General features: G+C 61.3%; 16 protein-coding genes. 8 read left to right on the forward strand and 8 right to left on the reverse strand.

Annotated elements, in window-relative coordinates; genetic code table 11:
* Positions 1-29: 29 nt before the first annotated feature.
* Positions 30-884, forward strand: coding sequence for a 3-deoxy-8-phosphooctulonate synthase (gene kdsA / locus AC2CGI_RS10810; protein ID WP_004941087.1), 855 nt, complete (start codon positions 30-32; stop codon positions 882-884).
* 45 nt (positions 885-929) lie between these two features.
* Here the strand turns inward: kdsA and dauA are convergent, their stop codons facing one another.
* Positions 930-2,618: a C4-dicarboxylic acid transporter DauA gene (dauA, locus tag AC2CGI_RS10815; protein WP_015377577.1), complete on the reverse strand. Its 1,689-nt coding sequence runs from the start codon at positions 2,616-2,618 to the stop codon at positions 930-932.
* Between the two features lie 232 nt (positions 2,619-2,850).
* Positions 2,851-3,336 carry a heme-degrading domain-containing protein gene (locus tag AC2CGI_RS10820; RefSeq protein ID WP_004941092.1) on the reverse strand — a complete coding sequence of 162 codons (486 nt, stop codon included), beginning with the start codon at positions 3,334-3,336 and terminating at the stop codon, positions 2,851-2,853.
* 200 nt (positions 3,337-3,536) lie between these two features.
* Between AC2CGI_RS10820 and AC2CGI_RS10825 the strand changes: the two genes are divergently transcribed.
* Entirely contained in the window at positions 3,537-4,637 is a 1,101-nt protein-coding gene (locus tag AC2CGI_RS10825; protein ID WP_076740320.1) for a GGDEF domain-containing protein, read from the forward strand.
* A gap of 32 nt (positions 4,638-4,669) precedes the next feature.
* On the opposite strand, the gene mfd is transcribed toward AC2CGI_RS10825, so the two are convergent.
* The gene (mfd, locus tag AC2CGI_RS10830) at positions 4,670-8,143 is read right to left on the reverse strand and encodes a transcription-repair coupling factor (RefSeq protein WP_076740319.1); all 3,474 of its coding nucleotides are present in this window, start codon (positions 8,141-8,143) and stop codon (positions 4,670-4,672) included.
* Between the two features lie 22 nt (positions 8,144-8,165).
* Positions 8,166-8,414, reverse strand: a complete 249-nt coding sequence (locus AC2CGI_RS10835) for a hypothetical protein (protein ID WP_076740318.1) — start codon at positions 8,412-8,414, stop codon at positions 8,166-8,168.
* A gap of 38 nt (positions 8,415-8,452) precedes the next feature.
* Here AC2CGI_RS10835 and lolC point away from each other — a divergent pair, with 38 nt between their 5' ends.
* The 5 genes from lolC to cobB are packed head-to-tail and all read left to right on the forward strand — an operon-like array spanning position 8,453 to position 13,421.
* Complete coding sequence (lolC, locus tag AC2CGI_RS10840; RefSeq protein ID WP_004941116.1) at positions 8,453-9,655, forward strand: lipoprotein-releasing ABC transporter permease subunit LolC; 1,203 nt, start codon at positions 8,453-8,455, stop codon at positions 9,653-9,655.
* A complete protein-coding gene (gene lolD, locus AC2CGI_RS10845; RefSeq protein ID WP_075684739.1) occupies positions 9,648-10,352 on the forward strand; it encodes a lipoprotein-releasing ABC transporter ATP-binding protein LolD in 705 nt (234 codons plus the stop codon). Before lolC ends, lolD begins: the two co-directional genes overlap by 8 nt.
* Positions 10,352-11,599 (forward strand): lipoprotein-releasing ABC transporter permease subunit LolE, encoded by a 1,248-nt coding sequence (lolE, locus tag AC2CGI_RS10850; protein WP_015377581.1) that lies wholly within the window; start codon positions 10,352-10,354, stop codon positions 11,597-11,599. The genes lolD and lolE overlap by 1 nt, the downstream gene beginning before the upstream one ends.
* Positions 11,600-11,652: 53 nt before the next feature.
* Complete coding sequence (gene nagK, locus AC2CGI_RS10855) at positions 11,653-12,573, forward strand: N-acetylglucosamine kinase (protein ID WP_015377582.1); 921 nt, start codon at positions 11,653-11,655, stop codon at positions 12,571-12,573.
* An 11-nt stretch (positions 12,574-12,584) separates the two neighbouring features.
* Complete coding sequence (gene cobB / locus AC2CGI_RS10860) at positions 12,585-13,421, forward strand: Sir2 family NAD+-dependent deacetylase (RefSeq protein WP_141173845.1); 837 nt, start codon at positions 12,585-12,587, stop codon at positions 13,419-13,421.
* A gap of 45 nt (positions 13,422-13,466) precedes the next feature.
* Here cobB and potD read toward each other — a convergent pair whose 3' ends face one another.
* Together potD and AC2CGI_RS10870 are read right to left on the reverse strand one after the other, a co-directional pair.
* A complete protein-coding gene (gene potD / locus AC2CGI_RS10865) occupies positions 13,467-14,510 on the reverse strand; it encodes a spermidine/putrescine ABC transporter substrate-binding protein PotD (RefSeq protein WP_015377584.1) in 1,044 nt (347 codons plus the stop codon).
* Entirely contained in the window at positions 14,440-14,757 is a 318-nt protein-coding gene (locus AC2CGI_RS10870; RefSeq protein WP_141173844.1) for a hypothetical protein, read from the reverse strand. The genes potD and AC2CGI_RS10870 overlap by 71 nt, the downstream gene beginning before the upstream one ends.
* On the opposite strand from AC2CGI_RS10870, the gene AC2CGI_RS10875 reads away from it, so the two are divergent.
* Complete coding sequence (locus AC2CGI_RS10875; protein WP_044031424.1) at positions 14,747-15,457, forward strand: MurR/RpiR family transcriptional regulator; 711 nt, start codon at positions 14,747-14,749, stop codon at positions 15,455-15,457. The genes AC2CGI_RS10870 and AC2CGI_RS10875 overlap by 11 nt on opposite strands.
* A 12-nt stretch (positions 15,458-15,469) precedes the next feature.
* Here the strand turns inward: AC2CGI_RS10875 and AC2CGI_RS10880 are convergent, their stop codons facing one another.
* Together AC2CGI_RS10880 and AC2CGI_RS10885 are read right to left on the reverse strand one after the other, a co-directional pair.
* A complete protein-coding gene (locus AC2CGI_RS10880) occupies positions 15,470-16,855 on the reverse strand; it encodes a family 4 glycosyl hydrolase (protein WP_076740316.1) in 1,386 nt (461 codons plus the stop codon).
* A gap of 24 nt (positions 16,856-16,879) precedes the next feature.
* Positions 16,880-18,439, reverse strand: coding sequence for a PTS transporter subunit EIIC (locus AC2CGI_RS10885; RefSeq protein ID WP_015377586.1), 1,560 nt, complete (start codon positions 18,437-18,439; stop codon positions 16,880-16,882).
* Position 18,440 lies beyond the last annotated feature (1 nt).

Genomic DNA, 18,440 nt, shown 5'->3' on the forward strand with positions numbered 1-18,440 from the left:
ACGGTTACAACCTTAACAAAGGCGAAAGCATGAAACAGAAAGTGGTTAGCATTGGCGACATCGACGTAGCAAACGACCTGCCGTTTGTGCTGTTTGGCGGTATGAACGTGCTGGAATCGCGCGATCTGGCGATGAGCATCTGCGAGCACTACGTCACCGTGACGCAAAAACTGGGCATCCCTTACGTTTTCAAAGCCTCTTTCGACAAAGCCAACCGTTCTTCCATCCACTCGTACCGCGGTCCGGGCCTGGAAGAAGGGATGAAGATCTTCGAAGAGCTGAAGAAAACCTTCGGCGTGAAAATCATCACCGACGTTCACGAAGCGGCGCAGGCGCAGCCGGTTTCCGAAGTGGTTGACGTGATCCAGCTGCCGGCCTTCCTGGCGCGTCAGACCGATCTGGTGGAAGCGATGGCGAAAACCGGCGCGGTGATCAACGTCAAGAAGCCGCAGTTCGTCAGCCCGGGGCAGATGGGCAATATCGTCGACAAGTTCAAAGAGGGCGGCAACGACCAGGTGATCCTGTGCGATCGCGGCAGCAACTTTGGCTATGACAACCTGGTGGTCGACATGCTGGGCATCAACGTGATGAAGAACGTGACCGGCGGCCATCCGGTGATCTTCGATGTGACCCACGCGCTGCAGACCCGCGATCCGTTCGGCGCCGCGTCCGGCGGCCGTCGCGCTCAGGTGGCCGAGCTGGCGCGTGCCGGCATGGCGGTTGGCCTGGCAGGGCTGTTCCTCGAGGCGCACCCGGATCCGAACAACGCCAAGTGCGACGGGCCGTCTGCGCTGCCGTTGGACAAGCTGGAACCGTTCCTGGCGCAGATGAAAGCCATCGACGACCTGGTGAAGAGCTTCCCGGAGCTGGATACCAGCAACTAAGCGCTCATCGCCAAAAAAAGCCCGACGCGTCGGGCTTTTTTACGTTTAGGCGCCGGTGGCCGCCAGCGCTTCCGGCAGCGTCGGGTAGAACTGCAAGCGGCCCTCGATCGGCTGCACCCGCGCGCGCGCCAGGGTTTTCAGCGGCTGGAACGGCACGTCGGTGATCACCAGCTTTTTATCCGCCGGCAGCGCGTCGATAAAGCGCCGCAGGGCGCTTAGGCCGCCGGCGTCGAGCACCGGCACCGCATCCCACTGCAGCACGATCGTCCGGTAATCCTCGCTGCGCGCCAGCAGTTCGCTAAAGATGCGCTCGGCGGCGGCGAAGAACAGCGGGCCATTCACTCGCAGCACCAGGCGGCCATCGTCGGCGCTCAGCTCGCTCAGCCGCGTCATGCGGGCGATGCGACGCATAAACAGCAGCGACGCCAACACGATGCCCACGGTAATGGCGATCACCATGTCGAACAGCACCGTCAGCGACATGCACAGCAGCAGCACCAGAATGTCGTCCTTCGGCGCCCGGCGCAGCAGGTAAATCACTTTGTGCGCCTCGCTCATGTTCCAGGCGACCATCAACAGCAGCGCCGCCATCGCCGCCAGCGGCAGATAAGAGAGCCACGGCGCCAGAACCAGCAGCGCCAACAGCACCAGCAGCGCGTGGATGATGGCGGAAACCGGCGAGGTGGCGCCGGCGCGCACGTTGGCGGCCGATCGGGCAATCGCAGCGGTCGCGGTGATGCCGCCGAAGAACGGCGCGATGATGTTGCCCGCACCCTGGCCGATTAATTCGCTGTTCGAGTTATGCTTCTTGCCGGTCATGCCGTCGAGCACCACCGCGCACAGCAGCGATTCGATCGCCCCGAGCATCGCCATCGAAAACGCCGCCGGCAACAGGGCGGAAACGGTTTGCCAACTCAGAGTGAACGGTTGCCCGCCGCCGCCCGGCAGATCCCAGGGCAGCAACAGCTGCGGCAGGATCGGCGGAATGCCCTGGCCGCTGCTGCCATCGGCCAGCAGGTAGCTGAAGCGGGAGCCGATGGTCGCCACCGGGTGGTCAAACAGCGTCAGCAGCCCCATCAACGCGGTGCCCGCCAGCAGCGCCGGCAGGTGCCCGGGCACCCGCAGGCCGAGTTTGGGCCAGAAGATCAAAATCAGCAGCGTCACGGCGCCGATCAGGGTATCGCCGATATCCAGCGTCGGCAGCGCCTGCAGCAGGGCATACAGCTTGCCGACGTAATTTTCCGGCGTGTGCGTCAGCTGCAGGCCGAAGAAGTCCTTGATCTGCATGGTGGCGATGGTGATGGCGATGCCGGAGGTAAAGCCGAGCGTCACCGGCAGCGGAATGTACTCGATCAGCCTGCCAAAGCGCGCGAGCCCCATCAGCAGCAGAAATACCCCGGAGATCAGCGTGGCGACCAGCAGGCCGGCCAGGCCGAACTGCTGCGAGACCGGATAGAGGATCACCACGAAGGCGGCGGTGGGGCCGGAGACGCTGTAGCGCGAACCGCCGCTGACGGCGATGACGATGCCGGCGATGGCGGCGGTATACAGACCATACTGCGGCGGCACGCCGCTGGCGATCGCCAACGCCATCGCCAGCGGAATGGCGATAATACCGACCGTCACCCCGGCGATAGCGTCTTTCAGCAACCGCGCCAGGTTATAAGGTTCCCGCCAGCAGGCGTCTATCAGCGCGCTGAAGGGGCGAATTTTGTTTATTTCATGCGTTTTCATCTACGGTGCGTACCAAATCTTCAAAAGTGAAAGGAATGGCGGGCCCGATGAGGTCCGTCTTGTCACGTGACAGATACCATACGCCTTTTGTTCAGCGGATTACCAGACCTGTATCAATTTGTCGCAGGAAATCAGAGAGTCGCCCTTTTGTTCGGCGCTAAATTTCGATAATAGAGAAGTCAGCCGCAGATTCTGCGGCTGAAAAGAAAGGTGACAGTCAAGGTTTTAACGGTTATTGCAGGGCGGGCAGGGATAAGCCGAGAAAATGGGCTAAAGTGCTCACCAGCAGCTGATGATCTTCCTTCTGCGGCGCGCCGGAAATGCTGATGCTGCCGACGCAGCCGAGGCCGGTCAGGGTGAGCGGGAAGGCGCCGCCGTGCACCGAATAGTCACGCACGCTCAGCCCGTAACGCTCCTCCAGCGACGTTTGCCGCTGCTGCAGGCGCAGGCCGATGGCGTAAGAGCTTTTGTGAAAATGGTTCACCAGATTGCGCTTGCGCCGCACCCAGTCGGCAATGTCCGGCGTTGCCCCCGGCATGGCGTAATAAAACAGCGTCTGCCCGGCCAGTTGGATCTCGATGGCGATGCTCAGGCCGCGCCGCTCGGCGGCGGTTTTCAGCGCCGCGCCCAGTTCCCAGGCGGTGGCGGCGTCAAAATGGGTAAAGGCCAGCGTCGCTTCCTGTTCGCTGAGCGCTTGCAGTTCATCGTCGATATTCATGCGGTTCTCCCCCGATAACACAACGCACAGAGTAGCCTGAAGCGGGCGTCGTGAGATAGACGGCTTGGCGATAAGATAGAACTGCTACTCTATTAATAGACTGTGTAAAATGGCCGCCGCCGAAGCGGAGACGACAGGGATGCGTTATTCAACGTCTGCACATTACCCCCTGGCGATCCCGAGGAGCGCGCTGACTATTTATGACTTACATTGCGTCCATTTCTACCCTTTACAGCGACGCCTGCATCACCTACGCCACGCTGTCGATAAGCTATTTCCTTCTCAGCAAGAATGCCCCTTTTTCTTATCAATCCGCACTGTGGAAGCGGGTTGTTTTCGGCCTGCTGGCCGGGGTGGCGGTGCTGTATTTGAGCCAGGATCGGCTGGAGCTGACCGATAAGGTGCATTACAGCTTTGCGATGATCCCGATGATATTGGTGACTTTCTTCGGCGGCGGCGTCAGCGGGCTGGTGAGTTTTCTGTTCGCCATGACGCTGACCGGCGGTTTCACCGTCGATAACCTGTTCATCGCCTCGATCGTCGCGCCGCTGCTGTTGTCGCGCGTGTGGCTGAAAAAATCCCACCGGACGTTTTACCTGACGATCGGCATCATCGCGCTGTATCGCATCGCGGTGGTGTGGCTGCTGGTGGACATGAGCGGGCTGTGGCCGGATGTGTCGCTGTACCAGGCGGTTTCCGCGCTCTGTCTGGCGATTTGCTATCATGCGCTGAATTTCAAAGAGCGCCATATCTACGCCTATTTCGCGATGCGCGCGCGCGCCACCACCGACAGCCTGACCCACATCAACAACCGCGCCAGCGTCGATTATCAGCTGATGCTGCAGCGTGCCGAGCGCCGCCCGTGCGGGCTGATGATCCTCGATTTGGATAACTTCAAAAGCATCAACGATACCTACGGCCATCCGGCCGGTGACGTGCTGCTGGCCAGCGTCGGCCGGCTGCTGCAAAACAGCGTGCGCAATGAGGACTTCGTCGGGCGCTACGGTGGCGAGGAGTTTATGGTGATCACCGCCAGCTACGATCCGCAGGTCATCGGCGGGGTGGCGGAGCGCATTCGCAGCGCGGTTGAAAGCTCGACGTTCTTGCTGAATGCGCACGACGAAGCGCACATCACGCTGTCGATCGGCGTGTCGCTGTATCTGCCGGGCATGAGGCTGGACAAGGCGATCGCCATGACCGACGAGGCCTTGTATGAGGCGAAGCGCAGCGGCAAAAACCGGGTGGTGACCAGCCGCGTGATGCAGCTGGCGCCGCTGGGCGCCGGATTCCCGCGCGAATAAGCCGCCCCCGCCGCCACGGCGGGGGCATTGGCTCAGACCGCCAGCGTGTGTTCGCGGAAGGCGTTCAGCAACTCTTCGGTGAACGTCAGGCGCTTCTGACGATCGGCCAGATCGAGCGTGAACTTCAGCTTGCTCGGGCCGTCCAGGCGGTAAACCTGCGGATTGCCCTGCAGCAGACCGATCAGATAGCCGGGATCGACGCGGTTATTGTCGCCGAACTCGATAAAGCCGCCGCGCTCGTTGCTCTCGATGCGTTTGATCCCCAGCTTCTGCGCATGCAGGCGCAGCGCCGCGCACTGCAACAGGTTGCGCGCCGCATCCGGCAACTGGCCGAAGCGGTCGATCAGCTCAACCTTCAGCTCGTCAAGCTCACCGTCGTTCTTCGCGCTGGCGATGCGCTTATACAGTGACAGGCGGGTATTGACGTCGGGAATGAAATCTTCCGGCAGCAGCGCCGGCATGCGCAACTCTACCTCGGTCTGGTTGCTGGTGAGATCTTCCAGCGACGGTTCGCGGCCGTTTTTCAACGCGTCGACGGCGCTTTCCAGCAGCTCCATATAGAGCGAGAAGCCGACGGTGGTCATCTGGCCGCTCTGGTCTTCGCCCAGCAGTTCGCCGGCGCCGCGGATCTCCAGATCGTGAGTCGCCAGCGCGAAACCGGCACCGAGATCTTCCAGCGACGCGATGGCCTCGAGCCGTTTATGAGCGTCGGTGCCCATGGCTTTCGGGTTTGGCGTCAACAGATAGGCGTAAGCCTGATGGTGGGAACGCCCGACGCGGCCGCGCAGTTGGTGCAGCTGCGCCAGGCCGAAGCGATCGGCCCGCTCGATGATGATGGTGTTGGCGCTGGGGATATCGATGCCGGTTTCGATGATGGTCGTGCACACCAGCACGTTGAAGCGCTGGTGGTGGAAATCGTTCATCACCCGTTCCAGATCGCGTTCGCGCATCTGACCGTGACCGATGGCGATGCGCGCCTCCGGCACCAGCTCAGCCAGGCGTTGCGCCGCTTTCTCGATGTTTTCCACGTCGTTGTAGAGGTAGTAAACCTGGCCGCCGCGCAGCACTTCGCGCAGGATCGCCTCGCGCACCACCAGACTGTCGTATTCGCGCACGAAGGTCTTCACCGCCAGCCGGCGCGCCGGCGGAGTGGCGATGATCGACAGATCGCGCATGCCGCTCATCGCCATGTTCAGCGTACGCGGGATCGGCGTGGCGGTCAGCGTCAGGATATCGACGTCGGCGCGCATCGCTTTGATGCGCTCCTTGTGGCGCACGCCAAAGCGGTGTTCTTCATCGACGATCAGCAGCCCCAAATCCTTCCAGCGCAGATCGCTCTGCAGCAGTTTGTGGGTGCCGATGATGATGTCCACTTTGCCATCGGCCGCATCGTCCAGCACCTGCTGCTGCTCTTTGGCGCTGCGGAAGCGCGACATCATCTCGATGCGGATCGGCCAGGTGGCGAAGCGATCGCGGAAGTTGTCGAAGTGCTGCTGCGCCAGCAGGGTGGTCGGCACCAGCACCGCCACCTGCTTGCCGTTTTCCACCGCCAGGAAGGCGGCGCGCATCGCCACTTCGGTTTTGCCGAAGCCGACGTCGCCGCACACCAGGCGGTCCATCGCCAGCGGCTGGCACATATCGCTCAGCACCGCGTTGATCGCCTGTTCCTGATCCGGCGTGGTTTCGAACGGGAAGGTCTGGCAGAACAGCTGGTATTGTTCGCGGTTATGCTTGAAGGCGAAACCGGCCTTGGCGGCGCGCTGGGCGTAAATATCCAGCAGCTCCGCCGCGACGTCGCGCACCCGTTCGGCCGCTTTTTGCCGCGCGCGTGTCCAGGCGTCGCCGCCCAGTTTGTGCAACGGAGCGTTTTCATCCGCGCCGCCGGCGTAGCGGCTGATCAGATGCAGCGAAGACACCGGTACGTACAGCTTGTCCTCACCGGCGTAGGAGAGGATCAGGTATTCAGCCTTGATGCCGCCGGCTTCCAGCGTGGTCAGGCCGACATAGCGGCCAACGCCGTGCTCCAGGTGCACCACCGGCTGGCCGGGATGCAGCTCCGCCAGGTTGCGGATCAGGGTATCGGTGTTGATGGTGCGCCGGTTGTCCTGCCGGCGGCGGCTGACGCGTTCGCCGAGCAGATCGCTTTCGCAGATCAGTGCACGCTGGCGCAGGCCGTCGAGGAAACCGTGTTCGGCGGCGCCGACCATCATGTAACGGCCCGCGGTTTCCGCCTGATCGAGACGCTGGATCAGCGCCGGCGCCAGCTTGATGCGGCCGAGCAGATCCTGCAGCGTTTCACGCCGCCCCTCGCTCTCGACGGAGAAAATCACGCTGCCGTCGAAGCCTTCGATAAAACGCCGCAGATTATCCAGCGGGGATTTATGCTGCGCCTGCACCGCCAGATCGGGCAGGGCATGGTAATCCAGATTGGTATTGCCGGCCTTGGCCGGCAGCTCATCGGTTTTCAGCGCGATGCGCGGCCAGGCTTTCAGCTCGCCGAACAGCGCGTCAACGCGCAGCCACAGCGTATCCGGCGCCAGCAGCGGGCGCATCGGATCGACGCGGCGGCTTTCGTAACGCTGGTTGACGTCCTGCCAGAAGCGCTCGGCGGCGCCCTCCAGATCGCCGGTATTGACGATCAGCGTATTGGCCGGCAGGTAGCTGAACAGCGACGGCAGCGGCTGGCTGAAGAACAGCGGCTGCCAGTATTCGATACCGGCGGGCCAGGCGCTTTTGCTGACCTGCTGATAGATGTGCTCGGCGTCGCGACGCACCTCAAACTGCTCGCGCCACTGGCTGCGGAACAGCTCGATGGCGTTCTTGTCGGTGGGGAACTCGTGGGCCGGCAACAGATTGATGGCCTCGACTTCGCTCAGCGTGCGCTGGGTATCGACGTCGAAGATGCGCAGGCTGTCGATTTCGTCATCGAAGAAGTCGATGCGGTAAGGCTCATCGCTGCCCATCGGGTAAAGATCGAGCAATGCGCCGCGGGTGGCGAATTCGCCGTGCTCCATCACCTGATCGACGCTGCGGTAACCGGCCTGTTCCAGCTGCGCGCGCAGCTTATCGCGCGACAGGCGCTGGCCTTTCTTCATCACCAGCGCGTGGCCGTGCAGGAATTCGTGCGGGCAGACGCGCTGCATCAGGGTGTTGACCGGCAGAATGATCACGCCGCGCGCCATGGTCGGCAGGTGATACAGGCTCGACAAACGATCCGAGATGATTTCCTGATGCGGCGAGAAGCTGTCGTACGGCAGGGTTTCCCAGTCGGACAGTGTGGTCACCATCTGATCGGTGAACTGCTGGATCTCGTCGCGCAGCCGCAGGGCGTTTTGCATATCCGGCGCGATCAGCATCACCGGGCCAGGGTGGCGCTCGACGATCTCGGCGCACTCCACGGCGCAGGCCGCGCCGGTCAGTTGCCCCAGCTGGCGCAGATCGCCCGCGCGATCGGGCAGAGAATAACGAGGGGATGAAGAACGGTTACGGCTATCGGAAGTGCTCATTCAGGTATCTTTAATCAATGTGTTAGAGGGCGTCCCGGCACGGATAACCCAGTGCTTTTATGCTGTTTATAGTAGCCCAGCGGCCGGCAAACTGACACAGCAAAAAGCGCTGCCCATCAATTTTCTGCCGGTTATTTAACCGGTTAATGCCGCCGGTTTTTTGCGGCTGAGGATAAAGAGCGCGCGAAGCTGCCGCCGTCTCCCTCTTCGCCGCCACGCAATAAAAGGCCGTCGGGTGTTCCCTAAACGAGGGAGAGCCTTTATTATCCATGATCACTTTGCTTAAGCCACGGCTATCAAACGGATTTCATGTATCAACCTGTCGCGTTATTCATTGGCCTGCGCTACATGCGCGGGCGAGCCTCAGACCGCTTTGGGCGGTTTGTATCCTGGCTTTCCACCATCGGCATTACGCTGGGGGTGATGGCGTTGGTCACCGTGCTGTCGGTGATGAACGGTTTCGAAAAGGATCTGGAGAACAACATCCTCGGCCTGATGCCGCAGGCGCTGGTCACCAGTCCGCAAGGATCGGTCAACCCGCAGCAGCTGCCGGCCTCCGAGGTGCAGAAGCTGCAGGGCGTCACGCGCGTTGCGCCGCTGACCACCGGTGACGTGGTGCTGCAAAGCGCTCGCAGCGTGGCGGTAGGGGTGATGCTCGGCGTGAATCCCGACGAGGCCGACCCGCTGACCCCGTATCTGGTCAACGTCAAGCAGCAACAGCTGCAGCCGGGCCAATACAACATCATCATCGGCGAACAGCTGGCGGGGCAACTTGGCGTCAAGCGCGGCGATTCGCTGCGCGTGATGGTGCCGAGCGCCAGCCAGTTCACGCCGATGGGCCGCATTCCCAGCCAGCGTTTGTTCACTCTCATCGGCACCTTCCACGCCAACAGCGAGGTGGACGGCTATCAGCTGCTGGTCAACCAACAGGATGCTTCGCGCCTGATGCGCTACCCGGCCGGCAACATCACCGGCTGGCGTCTGTTCCTGCAACAGCCGCTGACGGTCGATACCCTCAGCCAGCAGGCGCTGCCGGCGGGCACCGTCTGGAAAGACTGGCGCGATCGCAAGGGCGAGCTGTTCCAGGCGGTGCGTATGGAGAAGAACATGATGGGGCTGCTGCTCAGCCTGATCGTGGCGGTGGCGGCGTTTAACATCATTACCTCGCTCGGCCTGCTGGTGATGGAGAAGCAGGGCGAGGTCGCCATTCTGCAGACTCAAGGGCTGACTCGCCGCCAGATCATGTCGGTATTTATGGTGCAGGGCGCCAGCGCCGGCATCATCGGTTCGCTGCTCGGCACGCTGCTCGGCGTGCTGCTGGCTACCAATCTGAACAATCTGATGCCGATCCTCGGCGCCTTGATCGACGGCGCTTCGCTGCCGGTGGCGGTCGATCCGCTGCAGGTGACGATTATCGCCGTGGTGGCGATGGCGGTTTCCCTGTTGTCCACGCTCTATCCTTCATGGCGCGCTGCCGCCGTACAACCCGCTGAGGCTTTACGTTATGAGTAACCATCTTTTGCTGCAGTGTGACAACCTGTGCAAGACCTATCAGGAAGGCAACCTGCACACCGACGTGCTGCGCAACGTCAGCTTTGCCATGCAGCAGGGCGAGATGATGGCGATCGTCGGCAGCTCGGGTTCCGGCAAGAGCACCCTATTGCACCTGCTGGGCGGGCTGGACTCGCCGACCTCCGGCGAGGTGATCTTCAAGGGCGAATCGCTGAACGCCATGTCTTCGGCGGCCAAGGCCGAGCTGCGCAACCGCCAGCTGGGCTTCATCTATCAGTTCCACCATCTGTTGCCGGACTTCACCGCGCTGGAAAACGCCGCCATGCCGCTCTTGATCGGCGGCGTCAAGCCGGCTCAGGCGCAGGAGAAGGCGCGGGAGATGCTGGCGGCGGTCGGGCTGGAAAAACGCAGCAAGCACCGCCCGTCCGAGCTCTCCGGCGGCGAACGTCAGCGCGTGGCGATCGCGCGCGCGTTGGTCAACAACCCGGCGTTGGTGCTGGCGGACGAACCGACCGGTAACCTGGATAAACGCACCGCGGACAGCATCTTCGATCTGCTGGGCGAGCTGAACGTGCGCCAGGGCACCGCTTTCCTGGTGGTGACGCACGATCTGCAGCTGGCCAAGCGCCTGAGCCGCCAGCTGGAAATGGCCGACGGCCACCTGCAGGCGCAGCTGACCCTGATGGGGGCCGAGTAATGGCGGGAGCCTCACTGTCCTTCCTGACGGCCCTGCGTTTCAGCCGCGGCCGTAAACGCGGCGGCATGGTGTCGCTGATCTCGGTCATCTCCACCATCGGCATTGCGCTGGGGGTGGCGGTGCTGATCGTCGGGCTGAGCGCGATGAACGGCTTTGAGCGCGAGCTGAAGAACCGCATTCTGGCGGTGGTGCCGCACGGCGAGCTTGAGCCGGTCAATCAGCCGTTCAGCGGCTGGCCGTCGATTCTGCAGCGGGTGGAAAAGGTGCCGGGTATCTTGGCCGCCGCGCCGTACATTAACTTTACCGGCCTGATGGAAAACGGCGCGCAGCTGCGCGCGGTGGAAGTCAAAGGCGTGGATCCGCAGCAGGAGAGCCGGCTGAGCGCGCTGCCGCAGTATGTGCAGGGCGACGCCTGGGCCAACTTCAAGCCCGGCGAGCAGCAGGTGATCCTCGGCAAGGGCGTGGCCGACGCGCTGGGCGTCAAGCAGGGCGCCTATGTCACGGTGATGATCCCCAACAGCGACCCGGAGATGAAGCTGCTGCAGCCGAAGCGCATTCGCCTGCATGTGACCGGCATTTTGCAGCTCAGCGGCCAGCTCGATCACAGCCTGGCGCTGGTGCCGCTGGCCGACGCGCAGCAGTATCTCGACATGGGTGACAGCGTCACGGGTATCGCGCTCAAGATGAACGACGTGTTCGCCGCCAACAAACTGGTGCGCGACGCCGGCGAAGTGACCAATTCTTATATCTACATCAAAAGCTGGATCGGCAAGTACGGTTACATGTACCGCGATATCCAGATGATCCGCGCCATCATGTATCTGGCGATGGTGCTGGTGATCGGCGTGGCCTGCTTCAACATCGTCTCCACGCTGGTGATGGCGGTGAAAGACAAAAGCGCCGACATCGCAGTGCTGCGCACCCTGGGCGCTAAAGACGGCTTTATTCGCGCCATCTTCATCTGGTACGGGCTGTTGGCCGGGCTGCTGGGCAGCCTGAGTGGCGTGGTGATCGGGGTGATCGCTTCGCTGCAGCTGACCAACATCATCCGGGGCATCGAGAAACTGGTCGGTCATTCCTTCCTGTCGGGCGATATCTACTTCATTGACTTCCTGCCTTCCGAGCTGCACTGGCTGGACGTGCTGATCGTGCTGGCGACCGCCATCGTGCTGAGCCTGTTGGCCAGTTGGTATCCGGCGAGGCGCGCCAGCCGCATCGATCCGGCGCGGGTGCTGAGCGGACAATAACACCGACGGGGAGGCAGCGATGCCGCCCCGTTTTTTTAGCCTGGGGATGGGTTATGTACTACGGTTTCGATATGGGCGGCACCAAGATTGAGCTGGGGGTGTTCGACGGCAACCTGCAGCGCATTTGGCAAAAGCGGGTGCCGACGCCGCGTGAAGACTACCGGCAACTGCTGGCCACGCTGTGCGATCTGACCCTTGAGGCGGATGCGTTTTGCGGCCGGCGCGGCAGCGTCGGCATCGGCATACCGGGCCTGCCCAACGACGATGACGGCACGTTGTTTACCGCCAACGTGCCGGCGGCGATGGGGCGGCCGCTGCCGCGCGATCTGGCGGCGCTGATCGGGCGCGAGGTGCGCGTCGATAACGACGCCAACTGCTTTGCGCTGTCGGAAGCCTGGGACGACGAGTTCCGCCGCTACCCGACGGTGCTGGGCATCATCCTCGGCACCGGCGTGGGCGGCGGCCTGATCGTCGATGGCAAGACGGTGCCTGGGCGCAACTATATCGCCGGCGAGTTCGGCCATTTGCGCCTGCCGGTGGACGCGCTCGAGGTGCTGGGGCGTGATGTGCCTCGCGTTGCCTGCGGGTGCGGCCATCAGGGTTGCATTGAAAATTACATATCGGGCCGCGGTTTCGAATGGATGTACGCCCATTTCTATGGCCGGCGCTTGCCTGCCACCGAGATCATTGCGCATTATCAGGCGGGCGAGCCGCAGGCGGTGGCTCACGTCGACCGCTTTATGGACGTGCTGGCGATCTGCCTGGGTAACCTGCTGACGGTGCTGGATCCGCATCTGGTGGTGATCGGCGGCGGGCTGTCGAATTTCGACGCCATTTACCAGGCGTTGCCGCAGCGGCTGCCGGCGCACTTGCTGCGGGTGGCTCGGCTGCCGCGCATCGAGAAGGCGCGCTATGGCGACGCCGGCGGCGTGCGCGGCGCAGCGTTCCTCAATTTGGTAAACAGGGAAAAGTAAGGAGAGAGTTAATGCACACTCGCCATCGGCTGTGTCAGTTTCGCAAGAGTAAGCATGTGCTGCATCAGCGCTTTCGTTCACGCATTTTTCACCGTGACACCATGGCGGCGGCCGAGCTGAAAAAGCCGTTTGTGATGGTGTTGACCGGGGCCGGCATTTCGGCCGAGTCGGGCATTCGCACCTTCCGCGCCGCGGATAGGCTGTGGGAAGAGCACCGGGTGGAGGACGTCGCCACGCCGGAAGGTTTCCAGCGCGATCCGGCGCTGGTGCAGGCGTTTTACAATGAACGCCGCCGCCAGCTGCAGACGGAGGAGATCGCCCCGAACGCCGCGCACCGCGCGTTGGCGGATTTGGAAGAGTGGTTGGGGGACAATTTCCTGCTGGTCACGCAAAACATTGATAACCTGCATGAGCGCGCCGGCAGCAAGCGGGTGCTGCACATGCACGGCGAACTGCTGAAGGTGCGTTGCACCCAGTCGGGGCAGGTGTTCGAATGGCCCGGCGATCTCAGCGTTGACGATCGTTGCCATTGCTGCCAGTTCCCGGCGCCGCTGCGGCCGCACGTGGTGTGGTTCGGTGAGATGCCGCTGGGTATGGACGACATCTACCAGGCGCTGAGCAAGGCCGATTTCTTCGTCGCTATCGGCACCTCCGGCCATGTCTACCCGGCGGCCGGCTTCGTGCATGAGGCGCGGCTGGGCGGCGCTTACGCCATGGAGCTGAACCTGGAACCGAGCCAGGTAGAGAGCCAGTTCGATGAGAAACACTACGGTCTGGCCAGCGAAGTGGTGCCGCGTTTTGTGCACAAGTTCCTGGTGGGCAAGGTGGCGCGGGCCGACCGGCCCTGAGAAAGGCATCAGGGCGCAATGCGCCCTGATGGGATGGCGGGCGTATTAGCGCCCGGCTTTCAGCTTTTGGAAGTAGCTTTCGTACAGCGTGCTGGCGTCGCCGACGTCGTTTTGCCACTCGCCGTGCTCAATCACCGCCTTATCCGGGTAGAGTGACTTGTCGTTGGCGATCTCCGGCGACAGCAGCTTCTTCGCCGCCAGGTTCGGCGTCGGGTAACCGATGGTCTCCGCCACCTGCACCGCGATTTCCGGCCGCAGCAGGAAGTCGATCAGCTTAAGCGCCCCTTCGACGTTGCGCGCGTTGGCCGGAATGGCCAGGCTGTCCATCCAGAAGATCCCGCCTTCCTTCGGCCAGACGATCTCCAGCGGCGTGCCGGCCTGGCGCGCCACAAAGGCCGACCCGTTCCACACCATGCCGACGTTGACTTCCCCTTCCATAAACGGGTTGCCCGGGTTGTCGGAGTTGAAGGCCAGCACGTTCGGCATCAATTTCTGCAGTTCGTGGTAGGCGGCTTCGATCTCTTTCGGGTCAGTGGTGTTGCCGGAATAACCCAGCTTGAGCAGCGCCATCTGGAACACTTCGCGCGCGTCGTCGGTCAGCAGCAGGCGGCCTTTGTACTGCGGTTGCCACAGATCGGCCCAGGAGGTGACGGTGGACGGATCCTGCGCGTCGCTGTTGACGCCGATGGCGGTAGCGCCCCAGATATAAGGAATGGAGTAGTCGTTGTTGGGATCGAACGGCTTGTTCAGCAGGGTAGGATCGAGATCCTTGAAGTGGCTGAGCTTGCTCTTGTCGATTTTTTGCAGCATGCCTTCCTTGCTCATCTTGGCGATGAAGTAGGTGGAAGGCACCACCAGATCGTACGCGCCGTCTTTGTAGGTCTTCAGCTTGGCGTACATGCTTTCGTTGGATTCATAGGTGGAATAGATCACCTTGATGCCGGTTTCTTTGGTGAACTGCTCCAGCAGCCCCGGCGGGACGTATTCAGTCCAGTTATAGAAATACAGCGTTTTGCCGTCAGAGGCGTTTGCAGAGCAGAAACTCAGCGCCATCATCCCGGCTGCGAGCAGATGTGACCACTTTTTCATGCAGCGTATCCTTCAGCAGTAGTGAGCCGAACCCGTATGAGCCGCCGTTTTCGGCCGCGCCATACCCCAGAAAGGGGCCATTATAGGGGCCGGGGCGGGGTGGGTAAAGGCGGTTATCCCGCTGGCAAATCAAGGGGTTCTGCGCCTTAAAGCGCATCACAATTTGTGTGTCTCGCGCTGGACAGGCGGTGAAGCGCGTGCGAAACAATAATTTTGGCGAATAAACGAGGGCAGCGATGAATTTCAAACAGGTCTTCAGCCAGGCTGAGCTCAGCAAGACGGATCTGACGATTTTGCACTGCATTCTCGACAACCCGGACGCCTGCATCGACGACGGCATCCGTGCGGTGTCCGCACGCTGCTACAGTTCCCCCTCGACGCTGGTGCGGCTGGCTAAAAAGCTGGGCTTTCGCGGCTATCTCGAACTGGTCTATTTCATCAAATTCAACCTGACGATGGCGCCGGCTTACCAGGCGGAACGCGCTACGTCGGCGGCACCGCCGGCCCAGCAGGCGCAGTTTCTCGATCTGCTCGACAACGGCAAGATCCTGATCCACGGCAGCGGTTTTTCGCAGCTGGTGGCTCAATATATGTACAACAAGTTTATGACGCTGGGTGTAGACAGTTATCTGTCGCTGTGGCCGGATTTCGACATTCTTGACCGTGAGACGCGCTTTCGCTTCGACATGGTGATCGTGATTTCAAAGTCGGGCAACAGCGGCTCGGCGCTGAGCTGGAGCGAGGCGGTGAAGCGTAACCGCATCCTGCTGGCGGCCTTCTGCGGCGACGGCGACAGCCCGCTGGCGCAGCAGGCCGACATGACCTTTCTGTTTGAGGATCGGCAAAAATACGATCACGATATCTACTATCCCAACCCGTTTTTCGGCCACTGTCTGTTGGGATTCGAGAATGTGATCACCGCCTGGTTTGAACGACGCGGCCGCTGACGGCCGCACCGTTTAGCGCCAGTGCCCGGCATACGCGCGGTGGGCCTGCAGGTACTCCTCTACCAGCGTTTTCGCCAGCGAGTAGGAGTTGACCAGCGGGTGCACCATCAGCGCCTTGATGGCCAGTTGGCGGTTGCCGGTCAGGATCGCCGCCACCGCCAGCCGTTCGTACTCTTTCACCTGCGAAATCAGGTTTTTCTGGGTGTCGGGAATATCGCGCATTTTGACCGGCTGAATGCCGGCGCTGCTCAATTCGCAGCTGATTTCGATCACGTCTTCCGGGTGCAGAAAATCGAGCGTGTCGCGGTTTTGCATCGACACCACCACGCGTTTTTGCCGGCCGCTGTTGACCGCCTCCAGAATGTCGATCGCCACCCCGGCATAGCCGCCGCTGTCCGGCTGCTCGATAAACTGTTGCAGCGTCAGCATCTCGCGCGTTTTCACCTTGCCCTGGTTGGACTCGCGCTGCATGTAGGAGTTTTCGCGCTGCAGATAATGGCTGAAATAGACAGAGAAGGCGTGTTCCAACTGGTGGGGGATGTCCAGCTCGCCTAACTCTGACAGCATTTGGCGGTTGATCGCCGCGATTTGTTCGCCGCGGGTCTCGCCGCCCGCGACGATGGCGGCGATCGCCTGCTCACGATAGTAGTAATAATAGAGATACTCGTTGAGCATCAAATTGTCCGACAGCGCCACCAACTCCGGCGAGAAGTATTTCATGCAGGTATCACGATACAGGCGCGGATCCGCCAGCAACCGTTCCGTGACCGGTTCGCCGTTGACGCGCGCATTGCGGAACCAGGAAAGATGGTTGAGGCCGAAGCAGTCGACGCTCAGTTGGTCTTCGCGGCAGTCCAGCAGCTCGGCCAGTTCACGGATAAACTCGCTGGGGGCGTCGCAGATGCCATAAACCCGGCGCTGGAAGCCGGATTTGATGATCGCCTCGGTCACCATGCCGGAAGGATTGGTGAAGTTGAACAGGACCGCGTCCGGTGAGGAAACCTGTTCGATCAGGCGGCAATAGTCGAGGATCGCCGGAATCGAACGCATCGCCATGGCGAAGCCGCCGGCGCCGGTGGTTTCTTGCCCGAGCAACTGATGATTGAGCGCGATGCGCTCGTCATGGATGCGGCCTTCCTCGCCGCCGATGCGCAGGGTGGTGATGATGTAGTCGGCGCCTTGCAGCGCCTGGCGCGGATCGCTGCTGAGGCTGAAAGCAATGTCGCCGCGAATGCGCTGGAATACGCCCTGCGCGAGGGCGCCGTAGATCGCCAGATGGCGCTCATCGGTATCCATAAACACCACTTCGGTAATGCCGATGCGATGGGCGTTATAGGCGATGGATTTGGCGAGGAACGGGGAACGCACGCCGCCGCCGCCGAGAACGGTTAATTTCATTCGATATCTCCCATTAATAAAGCGTTAGAGTGTCGCTAAATATTTTTCTACCTGATTTTTGACCTTGCCGACCGTGACGCCGTAAATTACCTGCACTTCACGGCGATTCTTCACTACGCCTTTGGCGCCGGTGCTTTTTAACGCGGCTTCATCCACCCGTGTCATATCCTTTAATTCCACCCGCAGTCGGGTAAAACAGTTATCGACGGAAATAATGTTTTCCTTGCCGCCCAGCGCGCGAATAATGATGCCGCTCGGCTCGTCCGGGGTATTTTTGCGGTTCCGGTAATCCTGTTTGGAATAGAGTCTGACGTCCTGATCATCTTCACGGCCCGGCGTCTTCAGATTGAGCTTCAGCACCAGCGTTTTGAACACCAGGTAATACACCGCAAACTGCACCAGGCCGATGACCACGTACAGCGGCCAGCGGGTGAGGGAAACCGGCAGCGGCAGGTTATAGGCCAGGAACTCGACCAGCCCGCTGGCGCCCCAGGGGCGCACCTGGAACAGGTTGCAGACCACCTGCGACAGCGCGGTCAACACGGCGTGGATCACCCACAGCAGCGGAGAGATAAACAGGAAGGTGAACTCTATCGGCTCGGTGATGCCGACCAGGATCGAGGTGGTGATGGCCGGGATTAGAATCGCCTTGGCCAGCATTTTCTTTTCCGGCTTGGCGGTGTGATAGAAAGCCAATGCCGCGCCCGACAGGCCGAAGATGGTCACCATCCCTTGCTGCGAGAAGCGCAGCGCTTCGTTCATCAGCGGCGAGATGCTCGGGTCGCGCATATAGGCCAGGAAAATCGCCTGCGAGCCGGAGACGGTCTGGCCGTCCTGCACGATCGAACCGCCGATGCTGGTAAGCTGGAACGGCGACCAGATAAAGTGGTGCAGCCCGGTGGGGATCAGGAATTTCTCAAAGAAGCCGTAGACGAATACCCCGAGCGAGCCGGCGCTTTTCATAAAGCCGGTCAGCGCGATCAGGCCCTGTGAGATCGCCGGCCACAGGTAGCTGAAGGCGACGGCGTACAGCATGATGATCGGCGTCATGGCAATCAGCACCAGCTTGGCGCCGCCGTAGACCGAGAACACGCCGTTGAGTTCGACGTTGCACAGGCGGTTATGCACCCAGGCGATGGTGACGCCGAGGATAAGACCGAGGAAAATGCCCATATCCACCACGGTAAAACCCAGCAACTCCGTCTGCCCGGTGCCGTAATATTCGCCGTTGATCTTGGCCGCGACATGGCCGCTGAATTGCAGATAAGAGGCGTTGGCGCCGAGGAACATGATAAAGCACATCACGGCGACCAGCGCCGCTTCGCTTTTCTTGTCTTTGGCCAGACCGTAGGTAATGCCGATGCAGAAAATCAGCCCGAGGTTGCCGAATAATGGCCAGAAGGTATCGCCGATCATTTTACCGATAGAGAAGACGGCGGAATGTTCATTGATTAATGTGGCATTGGTGAGAATAGAACTGAGCGCCAGGATCAGACCGATTACCGGCAGGAAAAATATCGGCCCCATCATGGCTTTGGAGAAAAGCTGCAGCTTGCTTAAGATATTATCGATAATACCTTTCATG

The organism is Serratia sp. LSHTC3, assembly GCF_057197125.1.

Excerpts from the sequence above, each read along its gene's own strand:
- kdsA (WP_004941087.1), top strand. The coding sequence starts at position 30 with ATGAAACAGAAAGTGGTTAGCATTGGCGACATCGACGTAGCAAACGAC.
- dauA (WP_015377577.1), bottom strand. The coding sequence starts at position 2,618 with ATGAAAACGCATGAAATAAACAAAATTCGCCCCTTCAGCGCGCTGATA.
- AC2CGI_RS10820 (WP_004941092.1), bottom strand. The coding sequence starts at position 3,336 with ATGAATATCGACGATGAACTGCAAGCGCTCAGCGAACAGGAAGCGACG.
- AC2CGI_RS10825 (WP_076740320.1), top strand. The coding sequence starts at position 3,537 with ATGACTTACATTGCGTCCATTTCTACCCTTTACAGCGACGCCTGCATC.
- mfd (WP_076740319.1), bottom strand. The coding sequence starts at position 8,143 with ATGAGCACTTCCGATAGCCGTAACCGTTCTTCATCCCCTCGTTATTCT.
- AC2CGI_RS10835 (WP_076740318.1), bottom strand. The coding sequence starts at position 8,414 with ATGGATAATAAAGGCTCTCCCTCGTTTAGGGAACACCCGACGGCCTTT.
- lolC (WP_004941116.1), top strand. The coding sequence starts at position 8,453 with ATGTATCAACCTGTCGCGTTATTCATTGGCCTGCGCTACATGCGCGGG.
- lolD (WP_075684739.1), top strand. The coding sequence starts at position 9,648 with ATGAGTAACCATCTTTTGCTGCAGTGTGACAACCTGTGCAAGACCTAT.
- lolE (WP_015377581.1), top strand. The coding sequence starts at position 10,352 with ATGGCGGGAGCCTCACTGTCCTTCCTGACGGCCCTGCGTTTCAGCCGC.
- nagK (WP_015377582.1), top strand. The coding sequence starts at position 11,653 with ATGTACTACGGTTTCGATATGGGCGGCACCAAGATTGAGCTGGGGGTG.
- cobB (WP_141173845.1), top strand. The coding sequence starts at position 12,585 with ATGCACACTCGCCATCGGCTGTGTCAGTTTCGCAAGAGTAAGCATGTG.
- potD (WP_015377584.1), bottom strand. The coding sequence starts at position 14,510 with ATGAAAAAGTGGTCACATCTGCTCGCAGCCGGGATGATGGCGCTGAGT.
- AC2CGI_RS10875 (WP_044031424.1), top strand. The coding sequence starts at position 14,747 with ATGAATTTCAAACAGGTCTTCAGCCAGGCTGAGCTCAGCAAGACGGAT.
- AC2CGI_RS10880 (WP_076740316.1), bottom strand. The coding sequence starts at position 16,855 with ATGAAATTAACCGTTCTCGGCGGCGGCGGCGTGCGTTCCCCGTTCCTC.
- AC2CGI_RS10885 (WP_015377586.1), bottom strand. The coding sequence starts at position 18,439 with ATGAAAGGTATTATCGATAATATCTTAAGCAAGCTGCAGCTTTTCTCC.